At 69.5% G+C, this 15,639-nt stretch carries 12 protein-coding genes; 3 read left to right on the forward strand and 9 right to left on the reverse strand.

Going from position 1 to position 15,639, the window contains the following annotated elements; all coding sequences use genetic code 11:
- The first annotated feature begins 143 nt into the window (after positions 1-143).
- Positions 144-1,694: a M20/M25/M40 family metallo-hydrolase gene (locus ASD93_RS01030; RefSeq protein ID WP_235566843.1), complete on the forward strand. Its 1,551-nt coding sequence runs from the start codon at positions 144-146 to the stop codon at positions 1,692-1,694.
- 67 nt (positions 1,695-1,761) lie between these two features.
- Here ASD93_RS01030 and ASD93_RS01035 read toward each other — a convergent pair whose 3' ends face one another.
- The 5 genes from ASD93_RS01035 to ASD93_RS01055 are packed head-to-tail and all read right to left on the reverse strand — an operon-like array spanning position 1,762 to position 8,750.
- Positions 1,762-2,520 carry an SDR family NAD(P)-dependent oxidoreductase gene (locus tag ASD93_RS01035; protein WP_056117738.1) on the reverse strand — a complete coding sequence of 253 codons (759 nt, stop codon included), beginning with the start codon at positions 2,518-2,520 and terminating at the stop codon, positions 1,762-1,764.
- Positions 2,510-3,667 (reverse strand): ATP-NAD kinase family protein, encoded by a 1,158-nt coding sequence (locus ASD93_RS01040; protein WP_082569096.1) that lies wholly within the window; start codon positions 3,665-3,667, stop codon positions 2,510-2,512. The genes ASD93_RS01035 and ASD93_RS01040 overlap by 11 nt, the downstream gene beginning before the upstream one ends.
- 4 nt (positions 3,668-3,671) lie before the next feature.
- A complete protein-coding gene (gene gcvPB, locus ASD93_RS01045) occupies positions 3,672-5,258 on the reverse strand; it encodes an aminomethyl-transferring glycine dehydrogenase subunit GcvPB (RefSeq protein ID WP_056117741.1) in 1,587 nt (528 codons plus the stop codon).
- Entirely contained in the window at positions 5,255-6,661 is a 1,407-nt protein-coding gene (gene gcvPA / locus ASD93_RS01050; RefSeq protein ID WP_082569097.1) for an aminomethyl-transferring glycine dehydrogenase subunit GcvPA, read from the reverse strand. Before gcvPA ends, gcvPB begins: the two co-directional genes overlap by 4 nt.
- A gap of 1 nt (position 6,662) precedes the next feature.
- On the reverse strand, positions 6,663-8,750 hold the full coding sequence (locus tag ASD93_RS01055) for a beta-galactosidase (protein ID WP_056117742.1): 2,088 nt from the start codon (positions 8,748-8,750) through the stop codon (positions 6,663-6,665).
- Positions 8,751-8,895: 145 nt separating this feature from the next.
- On the opposite strand from ASD93_RS01055, the gene ASD93_RS01060 reads away from it, so the two are divergent.
- Positions 8,896-9,552 (forward strand): GntR family transcriptional regulator, encoded by a 657-nt coding sequence (locus ASD93_RS01060; RefSeq protein ID WP_056117744.1) that lies wholly within the window; start codon positions 8,896-8,898, stop codon positions 9,550-9,552.
- A 26-nt stretch (positions 9,553-9,578) separates the two neighbouring features.
- Here the strand turns inward: ASD93_RS01060 and ASD93_RS01065 are convergent, their stop codons facing one another.
- From ASD93_RS01065 to ASD93_RS01080, 4 genes are read right to left on the reverse strand one after another with little or no spacing between them, the layout of a single operon-like run.
- Positions 9,579-11,276, reverse strand: a complete 1,698-nt coding sequence (locus ASD93_RS01065) for an amylo-alpha-1,6-glucosidase (protein WP_056117746.1) — start codon at positions 11,274-11,276, stop codon at positions 9,579-9,581.
- A complete protein-coding gene (locus tag ASD93_RS01070; RefSeq protein ID WP_082569098.1) occupies positions 11,276-12,220 on the reverse strand; it encodes a carbohydrate ABC transporter permease in 945 nt (314 codons plus the stop codon). Before ASD93_RS01070 ends, ASD93_RS01065 begins: the two co-directional genes overlap by 1 nt.
- Positions 12,217-13,176: a carbohydrate ABC transporter permease gene (locus tag ASD93_RS01075; protein ID WP_056117748.1), complete on the reverse strand. Its 960-nt coding sequence runs from the start codon at positions 13,174-13,176 to the stop codon at positions 12,217-12,219. The genes ASD93_RS01070 and ASD93_RS01075 overlap by 4 nt, the downstream gene beginning before the upstream one ends.
- Positions 13,177-13,178: 2 nt before the next feature.
- Positions 13,179-14,480, reverse strand: a complete 1,302-nt coding sequence (locus ASD93_RS01080) for an extracellular solute-binding protein (protein ID WP_056117750.1) — start codon at positions 14,478-14,480, stop codon at positions 13,179-13,181.
- A 137-nt stretch (positions 14,481-14,617) separates the two neighbouring features.
- On the opposite strand from ASD93_RS01080, the gene coaA reads away from it, so the two are divergent.
- Positions 14,618-15,571 carry a type I pantothenate kinase gene (coaA, locus tag ASD93_RS01085; protein WP_056117751.1) on the forward strand — a complete coding sequence of 318 codons (954 nt, stop codon included), beginning with the start codon at positions 14,618-14,620 and terminating at the stop codon, positions 15,569-15,571.
- Positions 15,572-15,639 lie beyond the last annotated feature (68 nt).

The following is a 15,639-nucleotide window of genomic DNA, read 5'->3' on the forward strand; positions in this document are numbered from 1 at the left end:
CCCGTTCCGGGGCGCGTCTAGCCTCGGCGCCAGGATGCCGATCCGGCATCCGTCCCGCGCGCGGACGCCCCGGTGGCGAGTTCGTGCGCACGGCGCTCGAAGAGGAGCGCCCTCGTGAAGGAGAGAACATGAATCGATCCCGCATGACACGCAGAGCCGGGCTGGCGCTCGCCGCAGCCACGGCGACGGTCCTGGCCGTGGCCATCGCCCCGGCCGCCGCCACAGCAGCACCCGCCGCCAAGTGCGACAACCGCAACAACAACACCGTCTCGAAGCTCCTCGAGTGCGTCACGGCGGAGGGCGCCTTCGAGCACCTCGAGGCGTTCCAGGAGATCGCGACCGCGAACGGCGGCAACCGGGCCGCGGACACCCCCGGATACGAGGCGAGCGTCGACTACGTCGTCGAGACGATGGAGGCTGCGGGCTGGGAGGTGTCGATCGACGAGTTCGACTACGCCTATCAGCCGCCGGCAGAGCTGCAGCAGCTGACGCCGCAGAACGTCGCCCTGGCGGCCGGCAACTTCTCCGAGGGATCGGGGTCGGGAACGGTGACCGGTCAGGTCATCCCGGTCGACCTCGTGCTCGCCATGCCGCGTGATCCGGTCACCAGCGGGTGCGAGGCCGCGGACTTCGCCGGGCTCGACTTCTCGGGCACGGCCGACATCGCGCTCATCCAGCGCGGAACGTGCGAGTTCGGTGTGAAGGCGCGCAACGCGCAGAACGCCGGCGCCGAGGCGGTCATCATCATGAACCAGGGGAACACCCCCGAACGCTCCGGCATGATCACGAACGTCACGCTCATCGGGGCCAACCCCGATCCGCTCGACATCCCCGTGATCGCCACCGACTTCGCCTCCGGCGCTGCGCTCGCCGTTCCGGGTTCCACCGCACGCGTGGTGAAGCCGGAGTCCGAGAACCACCCGCAGAAGAACGTGATCGCCGAACTGCCCGGTGTCAACGACGACAACGTCGTCATGGCCGGCGCGCACCTCGACTCGGTGCCCGAAGGCCCCGGCATCAATGACAACGGCTCGGGGTCGGCGGCGCTGCTCGAGGTCGCCGAGAGCATCAGCAAGCTCAAGCCGCAGAACACCGTGCGCTTCGCGTGGTGGGGTGCGGAGGAGGAAGGCCTCATCGGCTCCACCGAGTACGTCGCCGGGCTCAGCCAGGCCGAGAAGGACCGCATCGCGCTCTACCTGAACTTCGACATGGTCGCCTCGCCGAACTACATCTACATGGTGTACGACGGCGACGAGTCCACGTTCGAGGCGCCGGTGGTGGTGCCCGAAGGCTCGATCCAGATCGAGGACCTCTTCGAGCGCTACTTCACGAGCATCGACACGCCCTACGACGACGCCGAGTTCAGCGGGCGCAGCGACTACGAGGCCTTCATCCTCAACGGCATTCCCGCGGGTGGTCTGTTCACGGGTGCTGAGGACGTGAAGACGGCCGAGCAGGCCGAGATCTGGGGCGGGACGGCCGATGAGTGGCTCGACCCGTGCTACCACCAGGAGTGCGACGACATCGAGAACGTCAGCCTGGAGGCACTCGGTGTGAACACCGACGCGATCGCGCTCTCGGTCCTCGTGTACTCGTACTCGACCGAGCTCGTCAACGGCGTGCGCGGCAAGTCGATCCCCGGCGGACTGCGTCTGCCTGACCCGGCGGGCGCGGAAGGCACCTGGGCCGACTGAGGCGGCGTCCCGTCCCGAAACGCGGGCCCGCCTCCTCGGAGGCGGGCCCGCGTTCACTCCCGGAGGGTCAGGCGATGCCGCCCCCATCGACCACGAGCGCGGCGCCGGTGACATACGACGCCTCGTCGCTCGCGAGCCACACCACCGCAGCCGCGATCTCGTGCGGCTGTCCCATGCGGCCCAGCGGACGATCGGCCGCCTCGGCCAGGAACCCCGACTCGCCCTGCCCGAGCTGACGCGCTTCGTCGCGCAGCATCCCGGTGTCCACGTCACCGGGATTCACCGAGTTCACGCGGATGCCCTGCGGTCCGTGATCGATCGCGAGGGCGCGGGTCATGTTGACGACCGCGCCCTTGGACGCGCAGTACGAGATCGCCTGACCGCCGCCCTTCAGGCCCCAGCCCGAGCCTGTGTTCACGATCGAGCCGCCCCCGGCGGCCGCCATGAGGGGCACGACGTGCTTGCACATCAGGAAGACCGCGCGCACGTTGACCCCGAAGACGCGGTCCCATTCCTCGACGGTCGTCTCGACGGCAGTCGTGCGGCGGATGATGCCCGCATTGTTGAAGACGACGTCGATCCCGCCGAACTCCGCCGCCGTCGAGGCGACGACGTGCTCGATGTCGACCTCGCTCGACACGTCGGCGGCCAGCGCGATCGCGGTGCCTCCGGCCGCTCGGATCTCGGAGGCGACCGCTTCGGCCGCCTCGGCGTTCAGGTCGACGACGGCGACGGCGGCGCCCTCGGCGGCGAGGGCGAGCGACGCGGCGCGGCCGATGCCTCCCGCGCCGCCGGTGACGATGGCCTTCTTTCCTTCAAGACGCATGGGGTTCCTCCGTGAGTTCGGGTGCGTGGACAGGATAGAAACTGGATGCTGCGGGCCCGGTGATCACGCGGACGAAGCCGTCGATCGCGGCATCCGCGACGGCATCTCCGGTGTCCACCAGCAGGGGGCGCCCCTGCAGTTCGATCAGCTTGGACTCGGGGGCGACGACGACCAGCGGATCGGGCCCGAGCCCGCGCAGGACGCGGGGCGAAAGCTGCTGGTTGCCGCGGCCGAGCAGGAAGCCCTGGCCGCCGATGACCGAGACGACGGCCTTCGCGGGTCCGCGGCCGATCTCGTCGAGGAGTTCGCGCTCCGAGGCGCCGCGGCGCACGATGCGCCCGTCGAGCACGACGTCCACGCCGAGCGGCGTCTTGTCGATCCCGATCGCTCGGGCGACCTCGGACATGGTCCCCCCGGGGCCGAGCAGGTAGCGCACACCGGGGCGGAGAGCGGATGCTGCGGCCCGCGCCGCCGCGACCACCGCCGCGTGCTCGGTGGCCGGCGTGGCGGACTTGCGCGCCTGCGTGCGCCCGGCTCGGTAGGGGACTCTCATCGTGGCGTAGAGGACAGGTTCGACGCGCGCGCGCCGCAGCGCGGCCTCGTCGACATCGAGCACCTCGCGCTCCTGCAGGGGCAGCCCGCCGTCGACCCAGGCCGCCGCCACAGCTCCCGCCGCGCGCGGGCTCACCGCGAAGACCGGCGAGTACATCTTGACGCCCGCGGGGATGCCGAGCGCCGCGAGCTCGGAGGCTCCGTCGAGCCCGGCGGCGACATCCCGTGCCGTCCCGTCGCCGCCCGCGAACAGGACGAGCGTGGCTCCGGCCTCGACGAGAGCCCGTACGGCCGCCGTCGTGTCGGCAGGGGTCGAGGGCGGGGCGTCGGGGCCTGCGGCGGCAGACGATGCCGGGCTGTAGACGACCGTGGGGTCCAGTCCTGCCGCGCCCGCGGCATCCGCCCCCATCGCACCGGCCGCCGTGAGCACCGCCGTGCCGGGCGGCACGGCCTCGAGCGCGAGCGCCGCCCGTGCGGAGGCGCGAGCCGCACCCCCGCGCTCCTGCGCGAGGGCCTGCACATCGGCACCGTCCGATCCGGCCAGGCCGGCCGGGCCGCCGATTCCGGCGATGGGGTTGACGACGAGACCGAGCATGCGCCTACGCGACAGCGTCGATCGGGACCTCGCCGAAATGCTTCCGGCGGTAGGCGCGCCACGTGATCGCCCACCGCTCGGGATCGTCGAGATCGTCGTGGTGGGTGTGGTGCACGGTCTGGTTATGGGGGGCGGTGCGCACAACCTCGGGCTCTTCGCGCGCCTCGCGTGCGACCTCGGCGAGCGCTGCGACGTACTCGTCGATCTCCGTCTTGGAGTAGCACTCGGTGGGTTCCAGAGTGAACGGCTGCGGCACCACGTACGGGTGGTGGCTGGTCCAGTAGTGGAAGCCGAAATCGGCCATGCGGATGCCGATCTCCTCGCTGGTGATGCCGGTCTGCTCGTACAGCGACTCCCACGAGTACCGCACCTGCTCGATGCGCCGCCGCCCGGTCGCATACGGAGCGGACGCCCCGGGGATCCGGGTGACATGGTGCAGGAGGTAGTTGTTGTTGAGCACCGCGATCTCGGATGCGGCGCGGATGCCCTCGGCTCCGAGCGCCATGATCCATGCGTACGCGCGCACGACGTGCAGCACGACACCGAACCCGGGAGCCACGTGGCCGATCGACGATTCGCCGGGCTCGTGCACGACGAAGCCCTCGCCGGTCCGCTCGATGCGGGGGCCGGGAAGGAAGGGCTCCATCGCGGCGCTCACGGCGTTGGCGGCCGCGCCCGGTCCGCCGCAGCCGTGGGGCGCCGAGAAGGTCTTGTGCAGGTTGAACTGGCACACGTCGAATCCGGCATCGCGCGCGCGGGTGATGCCGAGGATGCCGCTCGCATTCGCCTGGTCGTACGACGCGAGCGCTCCGACGGCGTGCGCCGCATCGACCCACTCCTTGATCGCGGGGTTGTAGATGCCGGTGTCTTCGGGATTGGTGACCATGATCGCCGCGGTCCGCGTCGAGAGCGCGGCCTTCAGCGCGTCGAGGTCGGGATAGCCGTCGGCGTCGGGGTAGATCGTGATGACCTTGTAGCCGGCGACCTTCGCCGCCGCGGCGTTGGACGGGTGGCTGAAGATGGTCGTGATCACCTCGTCCCGCTGATCGGACTCGCCGCGCGAGGCGTGGTACGCGCGGATCATGGCGATGTTGGTCCAGATGCCGGCCGACCCGCCGGGCGACTGCAGGGACACCGCATCCATGCCCGAGAGCTCGGCGATCATGCGCTCGAGCCGCCACGTGATCTCGAGGGCGCCCTGCACGTCGCCCGGATCCTGAGCCGGATGGAGGTCGCGCAGCTGCGGCACCTCGATGAGCTGATCGTTGACCTTCGGCGAGTACTTGATCGTGCACGTGCCCTGGCCGATGTCGACGTTGAAGTCGGAGCCGAGGGTCTCCTGCGACAGCCGCAGGTAGTGCTTCAGGACGCGCATCTGTCCGATCTCCGGCAGCGCCGGCGCACTCGCGCGGCGCATCCCGTCGGGAAGCGCCGCCACGACGTCGCCGACAGCGTCGCGCACGCCGGTCTCGACCGCAGACACGATCACGCCGCGCTCGCCGGGCGTGCTGAGCTCGAAGATGATCGGCTCGTCCCAGCTCGCCTGGTGGAACCGGCGCGGACGCGGCTTGGGGGCGACGGGAAGGCTCATGCGATCTGCTCCTGGGGGGCGATGACGGATGCTGCGTCCTGCGCAGCCGGGGTCAGTCTCGCGACGGCGTCGACGAGGCGGTCGATGTCGGCCTGGGTCGTGGCGTCCGTCACGCACACCAGCAGGGTGTTCTCGCCGACGGCGATGCCCGGCTCGATGCCCTCGGCCCGAAGCGCCTGGACGACGTCGGCGGCCGCCCATCCCTCGAACGACACGGTGAACTCGCGCAGATGCAGCGCGTCGTCGTCGAGCGTCACGCCCGGCACCGCCGCGAGGCGCAGCTGCGCGTAGCGGGTGCGGGCGAGGAGGAGCTCGCCGAGATCGGCCATGCCCTGCGGGCCGAGGAGGGCGAGGTGCACACCGGCGGCGATGCCCCACAGTGCGGCAGCTGTGCCGACCCACTCCTTGCCCTCCTCGCGGTGCGCAAACGAGGTGCGGTCGTAGGCCACGTCGCCGAAGCCGTACTCGCCCGGCACGGTGGTGCTCTCCAGGCCGAACAGGCGCGAGGGCATCTCCATGACGAAGCGGGGATCGTCGTGGACCGCGATGAACCCGGCGTGCGCGCCCCCGAACCACTGGTGCAGCCCGATCGACTGGATGTCCCCGGTGACGATGTCGGCGCCCTGGAGAGCCGGAGGGGTGAGCACGCCGTAGCCGATCGGATCGGTGCCGACCACGACGACGGCTCCGAGCGCGTGTGCGGCATCCGCCATCTCTGCGATCCGCGCCTCCACGGCCCCGGTCGCGCTCGGCGTCTCGATCCAGACCGCGGCGACGTCCTCGCCCAGCGCGGACCGCACGGCGTCGACGTCCGCGGTGCCCCGCAGTGTCGGCACGTGCTGCAGGGCGAGGTCGGCGCGCACGTAGTCGACGACCTTCGAGAGCTTCGCGGGCAGCACGTCGCTGCACACCAGCACCCTCTTTCGGCCGGTCATCCGGCCGGCCATGGCGAGGCCGGTCGCCGTCGCCTGGAATCCGTCGTACGTCGGGACGTTGACGACATCCATCGCGAGAAGCTCGGCCATCAGCGACTGGTACTCGAACAGCGCCTGGAAGCGGCCATGATCCTCGTAGGGCTCCCCGGCGTAGCCGGTGAGGAACTCGCTGCGGCGGATCACCTCGTCCACGACGGCGGGCACGTGGTGCTGGTACGTGCCGCCGCCCAGGAAGCTGAGCACGTCGTCGGTCGACCGGTTCTTCGCAAGGAGGCTGCGGACATGGCGAACGAGGTCCTGCTCCGCGGCGAGCGGCGCAGGCAGGTCGAGGAGTCCCGGGACCCGGAGACCCTCGGGCACGTCGGCGTAGAACTCGTCCACGGATGCGGCGCCCACCGTCGCGAGCATCTCGGCCTTCGTGGCGGGTGCGGTGTTCGGGATGTAGGGGTGCACGAACGCGTCGGTCACGTCATCCTGCTTTCTGGATCGGGCGATCGGTGGGTTGCGGGGAGAGGGTGAGGAAGGGGGGCTCCGCAGCGCGCGGTGTGGCGAGCACCGCCACGCCGTAACGGTCGAGCGTCATCGTCGTCCGCGTCGTCGCACCGGTCACGAGGTCCCGCGCCCCCTCGGGCACGACGACCGCGAGCGGATCGCGTCCGTGATTGAGGACGAAGGTGTAGTCGGTGTCGCTGCTCGATCGGGTCACGCTCTCGAAGTCGACATGGAGGACCTCGCGCACGGGCAGTCCGGCGCCCGCGAGGACGTCACGGAACACCGCGACCAGTCCGTCGTCTTCGAGGATCGCCGACACGTACCAGGCCGTGCCCGCGCCGGCGCCGCGGCGCGTCACCGCGGGTCGTCCTGCCAGCTCGCCGGTCGTGTAGCGGCCGCGGACCTCGGTGGCGGCATCCGTCTCGATCCACTCCGCCCACGTCGGATTGGCATACTCGACGCCGGCGAACGTGATGCGCTCGCGGGCGTCGTCTACGTGGGGCCACTGCTCGTCGACCTCGATGCCGAGCAGTGCCCGCAGCGGGCCGGGCGCGCCGCCGTCGTGCACCTTCTCGGTGTCGTCCACGACGCCGGAGAACGGCCCGACGACGACGTGGCCGCCGGCCTCGGCGAAGGCCGTGAGCGCCGCCGCCTGCGCGGCGTCGGCGATGTACAGGTTGGGCACGAGCACGACGTCGTACGCGTCGAACGGACCGGTCGCCCGAACGGCGTCCACGGGGTGGCCGATGAGATGCATCGCACGATGCCAGGCCCGCGCCTGCCCCGCCCAGTTGAGGCGCTGCGACGGGAGCGACTCGGTCGCGCTCGAGCCCCACCAGGAGTCCCAGTCCACGACGAGTGCGACCCGGGATCGCACGCGAGTTCCGCGCACCTCCTCCAGGCGTCGCAGCTCGAGGCCGAGGGCCTTGGTCTCCTGATAGGTCCGGGACGCCTCGCCCCGATGACCGAGCATCGAGGAGTGGAACTTCTCCTGGCCGTACTTGGCCTGGCGCCACTGGAAGAACATGACCGCGTCCGAGCCGTGGGCCACCGCCTGGAGGCTGTCGACGCGCATCTTCCCCGGGGGCTTGGGCACGTTCACGTCGCGCCAGCTGGTCGCGCTGGCCGACGACTCGAGCAGGAGCCAGGGCCGGCCCTCCTTGAGGCCGCGCATGAGGCCGTAGTTGAGCGCCGCGCCCACGTGGGCGATCGGATCGGCGGGGTCCGGGTAGGCGTCGTCGGTGACGATGTCCTCCGCCGCCGCGAAGTCCCAGTAGTCGAGGTCGCGGAACATGCTCATGAAGTTCGTCGTCACCGGGATGCCGGGAGTGACCTCGTGGAGGATGTCGACCTCGATGCGGAACAGCTCCAGCAGTGCGTCGGACGAGAAGCGCTCGAAGTCGAGGAGTTTCGTCGGGTTGATCGGTCCCGGCGCTCGGCGCGGCGTCTCGATGTGATCCCACGAGGTGTAGCGCTGGCCCCACACGTTGACGCCCCACGCCTCGTTGAGCCCGTCGAGATCGCCGTAGCGGCCCTGCAGCCAGCGCCGGAAGTGCCGTGCCGACTCCGGGCACCAGCACCGAGACGTGTGGTCGCCGTACTCGTTGGAGATGTGCCAGAGCACGACGCCCGGGTGATCGCCGTAGCGCTCGGCCATCGCGCGGGTCATGCGCGCGACGTTCTCGCGCCACACCGGCGAGCTCGGGCAGTAGGTCTGTCGCGACCCGAACTCCAGTCGGCAGCCATCGGCATCCATCGGCATCATCTCGGGATGCCCGCGCAGCAGCCACGACGGGGGAGTCGCCGTCGCCGTGGCGAGGTCGATGCGGATGCCGGCATCCCACAGCTTCGCGAGGATGCGGTCGAGCCAGCCCCAGTCGAACACGCCCGGTTCCGGCTCGAGCTGCGGCCAGCTGAAGATCGGCAGACTCACGAGGTTGACGCCCGCCTCCTGCATGAGGCGGATGTCGTCGTCCCACACGTCCTCGGACCACTGATCCGGGTTGTAGTCGCCGCCGTAGGCGAGGGACTCCAGCCGGAGCGGGCGGGCGAGGTCGGGCGTCATCGGGTTCCTCTCTGCACGGATACGGTGTGTCGCGAACGGGATCTGGCCCATACGGCCTGCGCACTGTATTCTGTATACACAAGCGTAGAACCGATCACCGGGTCGGTCAAGCTCTAGGCTTTCCGCAGGCATCGAAGGACACATCATGGCGATCGAACGCAAGAACTTGCGCTCCCAGGTCCGCGACGAGCTGCTCGCGCGTATGCGTTCGGGCGAGGTCTTCCCCGGAGAAGGCATCAACGAGGTGCAGCTCGCCGCCGAGCTCGGCGTGAGTCGCACCCCGCTCCGCGAGGCCCTCATCGCACTCGAGAGCGAGGGGCAGATCGAGAGCGAGAACGGCAAGGGGTTCCGCTTCGTGCCGCTGAGCGCTCGCGAGTTCGAGGAGCTCGCGCCCATCATGGCCGCACTGGAGGGGCTCGCCCTGGAGCTCAGCCCCCGCGACGAGCTGCGCGCGCTGGGGGTGCGCCTGGGCGAGATCGCCGCCGAGTTCGACCAGGAGGTGGTCGAGCACGCGCTCGTCATCTCCAAGGACGATGAGTGGCACGCGCTCATGCTGTCGGCGTGCCGCAACGAGCGGCTGCTCGCCCAGATCGAGAGCGTGCGCGGCGCGTTCCACCGCTACGAGTCGCTGCTGGTACCCGACGACGTGATGGTCGAGCGGGTCGCGGCCGAGCATGCACTGATCGCCCGGCACCTCGCCGACGGCGACATCCCGGGCGCCACCGCTGCGCTGCGCGACAACTGGATCCACGGCATGCGCCGCATCCTCGACAACTCGTCGAGCTCCTACTTCGTGGCCTGAGACCCGAGGGCTCGCGTCCGCGCCGGTCAACGGGCGGCGGACAGTCGCACGGCGAGGTCCACGAAGAGTGCGGCGGACCACCCGAACGACGTGGTCGCCGTCCGAGCCTTCTCGCCGGTGAACGGATGGAAGTACTCGTGCGGACCTCCGCCGTGGATCACCAGCGCCGCCGTGCGCTCCTCGAGCAGCCGGGCCGCATCCGCGTGGCCCGAGGCCGCGAGCCCGCGTGCGACGAGGACGTTGGTGTTCACCCAGACCGGTCCGCGCCACATCCGCTCCGGTGAGAAGTCGGGGTCGCCTGCAGCCACCGTCGGCAGGCCCCACGGCGTGCCGTAGCGCGACGGATCGCTCAGCGCAGCCACGAGCGTGCGTGCGATGGGATCCGGGAGGCAGCCGGTCAGCAGCGGCATGAGGCCGACGATGGTGTCGGAGGTCACCGGCTGACCTGCCGCGCGAGCGCGGAAGACCCCGGTCGAGGCATCCCACAGCTCGAGCAGCCGCGCCATCGTGCGCTGCGCCCGCGCGCGATGCGCGGCGGGGTCGGAATCGCCGAACTGTTCGGCGAATCGCGCGAGCTCGAGGTCCTGCACCACGAGATACGCCCCGAGGTCCGGCGCCGTGGTCGGGAGAGGACCGTCGAAGATCGGACTGTCGTCCAGACCCGACGAGTAGGGGTGCCCGTATTCCGGCATCCCATCGCCGTCGAGGTCGGAGTCCGCGAACCACCAGTCCTGCGAGCGGCGAATCGTCGCGAGATGCCGTCGAGCCCACGCCTCGGTGTCGGGTGTGGGAGGAAGAGCGTCGAGCACGGCCCGCAGCGCCCACGCCGCAAGCGGCGGCTTGGTGAGCGGGACAGGGGCATTCGGATCGGCGATCTGCGAACCGGCGCGCCTCAGGCGATCGCGGTCGGCGGCCGGCAGGTCGTCGCTCGTCGCGAGGACGCCCTCCTCGTGCACCACATCGGGCAGCTGCCCGTTGGCCGAGGGGAAGGCGAACGCGAGATCCAGCTGCTCGCGCGCGAGGTCGGGCGCCCCGTGACGCAGCCCCATCGCGATGAAATAGGCGTCCCACTGCCACAGGCCCACGTAGCCGATCTTGGAGGGCACCACGGCGCGCACATCGCCCAGCTGGGGCCGCAGGCGAGGCAGCGAGACGATGTTCGCGCCGAGAACCCACCAGCACAGTGCGGTCATCTCCTGGAGGTCGCCGCGCACCACCGGGCACCGTGCGAACCACTCCAGCCACTGGCTCCGTGCCGCATCGGCGTCGGCGCGGTGGCTGACGGATGCCGCGACCTGCACGCGACGGTCTGCGGCGACGTCGAAGCGCAGCGCGGGGGAGAGCGGCGCCGCTCGCGTGAGGCCGTCCGGTGTCGTCCAGCTCGCCGAGAATCCGGGCGACGACGCGCCCAGCGACAGCGCATCCGGACCGGCGAACACGAGAGTGACGGATCCGCCCTCGAACTCGACGCGATCGGGGAGGACCGCCGTGATCGTGGCGGGGCGGAACGCACCGGGGGTGGGCCCGGCGACCGTCACCGTCAGCGAGTCCAGCACGCGGCAGTCCTCCAGCGGCCGCTCGTACTCGGACGTGTGCACGCGCACGCCTGCCTCGCCGCGGAGCACGAGGATTCTCGACGAGGGCAGGGTGAACGGTGCGCGCACGAGGTCGAGGTGCCGGCCCGCGAACGCTGCGAGGGCTTCTGGAGTGATGCGGTCCGCCATCAGCGGCCCCCGAGGCCCGACGCGGCCATGCTGTTGAGGATCCGACGCTGCCCGATGACGAAGACGATGAGCATCGGGATCGTCGCGATGGCCGATGCGGCCATGACGAGTCCGTAGTTGACCGAGCCGAACTGCCCTTGGAAAGAGGTGAGCAGCAGGGGCACGGTGAACAGATCGGGCGTGTTGAGCAGCACGAGGGGGAAGAGGAAGGCGTTCCACACGCTCAGCGAGACGATGATGCTCAGCGCCGCCAGCCCCGGTTTGAGATTGGGCAGCACGACGCTCCAGAAGATCCGCCAACGCCCCGCCCCGTCGATGATCGCGGCCTCCTCGAGTTCCTTCGGCAGCGACAGGACGAACTGACGCATGAGGAACACCGCGAAAGGGTTCGCCAGCATGCCCGGCACGATGAGGGCCAGGTGGGAGTCCACCCACCCGAACTGCGACATGAGCAGGTAGAAGGGGATGAGCGTCACCTGCGCCGGGATCATCTGCGTCGCCAGGAACACGATGAACAGCACGCGACTGCCGCGGAACGGGATGCGGGCGAACGCGTATCCCGCCATGGCGGCGGTGATGAGTGTGCCGATCACCACGAGCACGGCGATGTAGATGCTGTTGAGGTAGGCCTGCCCGAACGGCACGGCCGTCCACGCCTCGGTGTAGTTGTCGAGGGTCCACGGGTCGGGAAGGAACTTCAGCGGGTCCTGCAGCAGCTGCGGCAGCGTCTTGAACGACGTGAGCAGCATCCACACGAACGGGAACACCATCGCGATGCCCGCCACGACGAGCGCGACGTGCAGTGCGATCGAGCCGAACCGCCGCTTCGATCGGGCCTGGACCGGCGCCGGCCGCGCGCGGCGCCCCGGGGCGGCGAGTGTGATCGTGGAGTCGGTGACCGGCTCGCGCGTGTCGTCGGTGAGGCGGGAAGTGACCGGGCTCATGCCGCGTCCTCCTCGTAGTGGACGAACTTCTTCTGAGCGCCGAACTGGACCGCGGTGATGATCAGGGTGAGGACCAGGAGAATGACGGATGCCGCGCTGGACGGACCGAACTCGAAGCGCCCGAAGCCGAGGTCGTAGATGTGGTAGACGATCGTGCGGGTGGCGTTGTCGGGGCCGGCGTTGGAGACCAGCACGTACACGGTGTCGAACGTCTGCAGCGAGGAGATGAACGCGACGACCGACGAGAAGAAGATGATCGGCGACAGCAGCGGCAGGCGCACGTTCCAGAAGATGCGCACGGCACCGGCGCCGTCGATGCGCGCCGCCTCGATGACCGACGGCGAGATGTTCTGCAGACCGGCCAGGAAGATCACGACGTTCAGGCCGAGCGATGCCCAGATCGTGACGATGCACACGGCGAGCAGGGCGAGCCGCGGATCGCCGAGCCAATCCGGCGGATCGACTCCGAAGACGTTCGCGATCGTCGTGGACAGCACGCCGTCGGAGCGGAACATCTGCTGCCAGATCATGGCGACCGCGACGGTGCTCGTCACCACCGGTGCGAAGAAGAGCATCAGGTAGAGCGTGCGCGTCTTGAGCTTCTCGAGCGCGACCGCGATGACGACCGCGAGGCTCAGCCCGATCGGGACGGTGACCAGCGCGATGATGAGGGTGTTGGCGATCGAACGCCACAGCAGCTCGTCCTGGAACTGCGCGGTGAAGTTCTCGAACCCGACCCACTCGAGCTCGGACAGGCCGTTCCACCGTGTGAAGGCGAGCACCATGCTCGCGGCGAACGGGAGGATGACGAAGATCCCCATGCCCAGCAGCTGCGGGCCGACGAAGAGGTATCCCCACCACCGGTCGCGTCGGCGCCAGGCTGACTCCTTGCGGGCGGGAGGGGGCGCTGCAGGAAGTTCCTGCAGCGCCCGCTCGCCCGCGGCGATGCCGCTCACGCTTACTGGCCCGACTTCTCCGCGACGACGGCGGCGATCTCATCGAGCGTCGCCTGCGCGTCCTGCTTGCCTTCGTAGAGCTTCAGGAAGATGTCGGCGATATCGGTGGGAAGACCGGGCACCGCAGACTCGGCGGCGTAGTTCACGAACCCGATGTCGCGTGCGTCGAGCATCGCCTGAGCGTTGAGCGGGTAGCCGTCCTCGAGGACGACCTCGTCGGCGCCGGCGATCGACGGGACGGCGTTTCCGTCTCCCGACAGGCGCTCGATCTGGCCCTCGGCGCTGAGGAACTCCGTCCAGAACGTGAACGCGGCCTCGCTCGCGTCAGTGTCCTTGTTGATGGCGAGGTAGGACACGGCCACACCGGTCGGCGCCGCTTCGCCGTCGGGCGTGGGCCAGCGCACCACGTCGACGTTGTCCGCGGTCCCGGCATCCTTCACCAGTCCGATGGTGTAGCGCCCCTGCGAGAAGAATCCGGCCTTGCCGGTCACGAAGAGGCTGTCGGCGCCGGAGCCTTCGGGCAGGGTGTCGGCGACGATGAACTTGCCGTCCTGGAAGTATTCGCCCAGGGTCTCGGTGAGCTCGACCGACTCCGGGTCCTCGTTCGCGACGAAGGCGCCGGAGGCGTCGTACGGCGCGGCCGCGCCCTGCGAGGCGAGCCAGCTCCAGTGCGTCGCCCAGTAGTTCCAGAACATCGTGCCGCCGATGCCTGCGTCGGCGAGCTTGTCGTTCATCTCGAGGAACTTCTCGGTCGTCCACTCCCCGTCTGCGGCGAGCGTCGCGGGGTCCTCGGTGATACCGGCCGCTTCGAGGGTGGAGCGGTCGTACCACAGCAGGTCGGGGTTCGAGTCGTTGGGGGCTCCGTAGAACTCTCCGTCCTTCTCGGCGGCGCCGAACAGGCCGGGGAAGAAGTCGTCCGGCTTCGTCTGGCTCTCGGGCGACTCCATGAGCTCTGTGAGACCCATCAGGCGCCCCGAGTCGACGAACTCGCCGATCTTGTCGTCGCCGACGAAGAACACGTCGGGCGCGGTGTTGCTGGCGAGCTGGGCGAGAAGCTTGGGGTGGTACTCGCCGTAGCCGGCGACGGGCTGCATCTTGACGGTGATGTCGGGGTGGCGATCCATGAATGCCTGGTTGAAGTCGTCGAATCGCTCGAGCTCTTCCGCGGTACCCCACGTGGACCAGACCACGGTGTTCTCGTCCGATCCGCCACCTCCTCCGCTGCAGGCGCCGAGCGACACCGCGAGGGCGGCTGCGGCTGCGGTGACCACGACGATCTTCGACACTGAATTCGGGCGGGGCATGGACGTACCTCTCTCGATCTGGAACTGCTCTGTTCGTCAGTATTCTGTATACAGAACACAGTTTGTGTCAATCCGTCGTGACAAAGACGTGATCAGCGGATGCTGGTCGTGACCGGGCACCCAGTACTATTGCCCCGATGTCCGCTGACGAAGCGACGGCCGTCGCGCCCGTGCACTCGCTCTACCGCGAGATCTCCCGCGATGATTGGGCTCGCCTCGCCTCCGGGCTGACGCAGCCGCTGTCCGAGACCGAGATCGTGCAGATCCGCGGCCTCGGCGACCGTCTCGACATGGCCGAAGTGGCGCAAGTGCACGTACCGCTGTCGCGCCTGCTCTCGCTGTACGCCCAGTCCACCAAGCGACTCGGCGCCGAGACCGCCGACTTCCTGGGGGAGGACGACTCGACGACGCCGTTCATCATCGGTGTCGCGGGATCCGTCGCCGTCGGCAAGTCCACGATCGCGCGCCTGCTGCGCGAGCTCACGAGCCGGTGGCCGGGCACGCCCCGCGTCGAGCTGGTCACGACCGACGGATTCCTCTATCCGAACGCCGAGCTCGAACGGCGCGGTCTCATGGAACGCAAGGGCTTCCCCGAGTCCTACGACCGTCGAGCGCTCCTGTCGTTCCTGTCCGAGGTCAAGAGCGGGGCGCCCGAGGTGCGCGCGCCGTTCTACTCGCACATGCGCTACGACATCGTTCCGGACGCCGTCGTCACGGTGCGCCGGCCCGACGTCGTCATCGTCGAGGGTCTCAACGTCCTCCAGCCGCCGCCGTCGCCCAATGATGTCGCCGTGAGCGAGCTGTTCGACTTCTCGATCTTCGTGGATGCCGACTCCGACCACATCGCGCAGTGGTACGTCGAGCGATTCCTCGCCCTCCGCCGAGCCGCCTTCAGCAACCCGAACTCGTTCTTCAACGTGTTCGCACAGCTGAGCGACGACGAGGCGGTCGAGCGGGCGATGCGCTACTGGAACGAGATCAACCTCCCGAACCTGGTCGAGAACGTGCTGCCCACGCGCCATCGTGCGAGCCTCGTGCTGCGCAAAGCCGCCGACCACACCGTCGAGCGGGTGCTCCTGCGCAAGCTCTGACGCGACGGTGCCGCGGCATCCGCTTCGCTGACTGACCAGCCATTCTCCTTTCGTTCAGGCTCCTCGCA

Origin of the sequence: Microbacterium sp. Root180 (assembly GCF_001428485.1) — a bacterium.
In the GTDB taxonomy this organism is placed as follows: domain Bacteria; phylum Actinomycetota; class Actinomycetes; order Actinomycetales; family Microbacteriaceae; genus Microbacterium.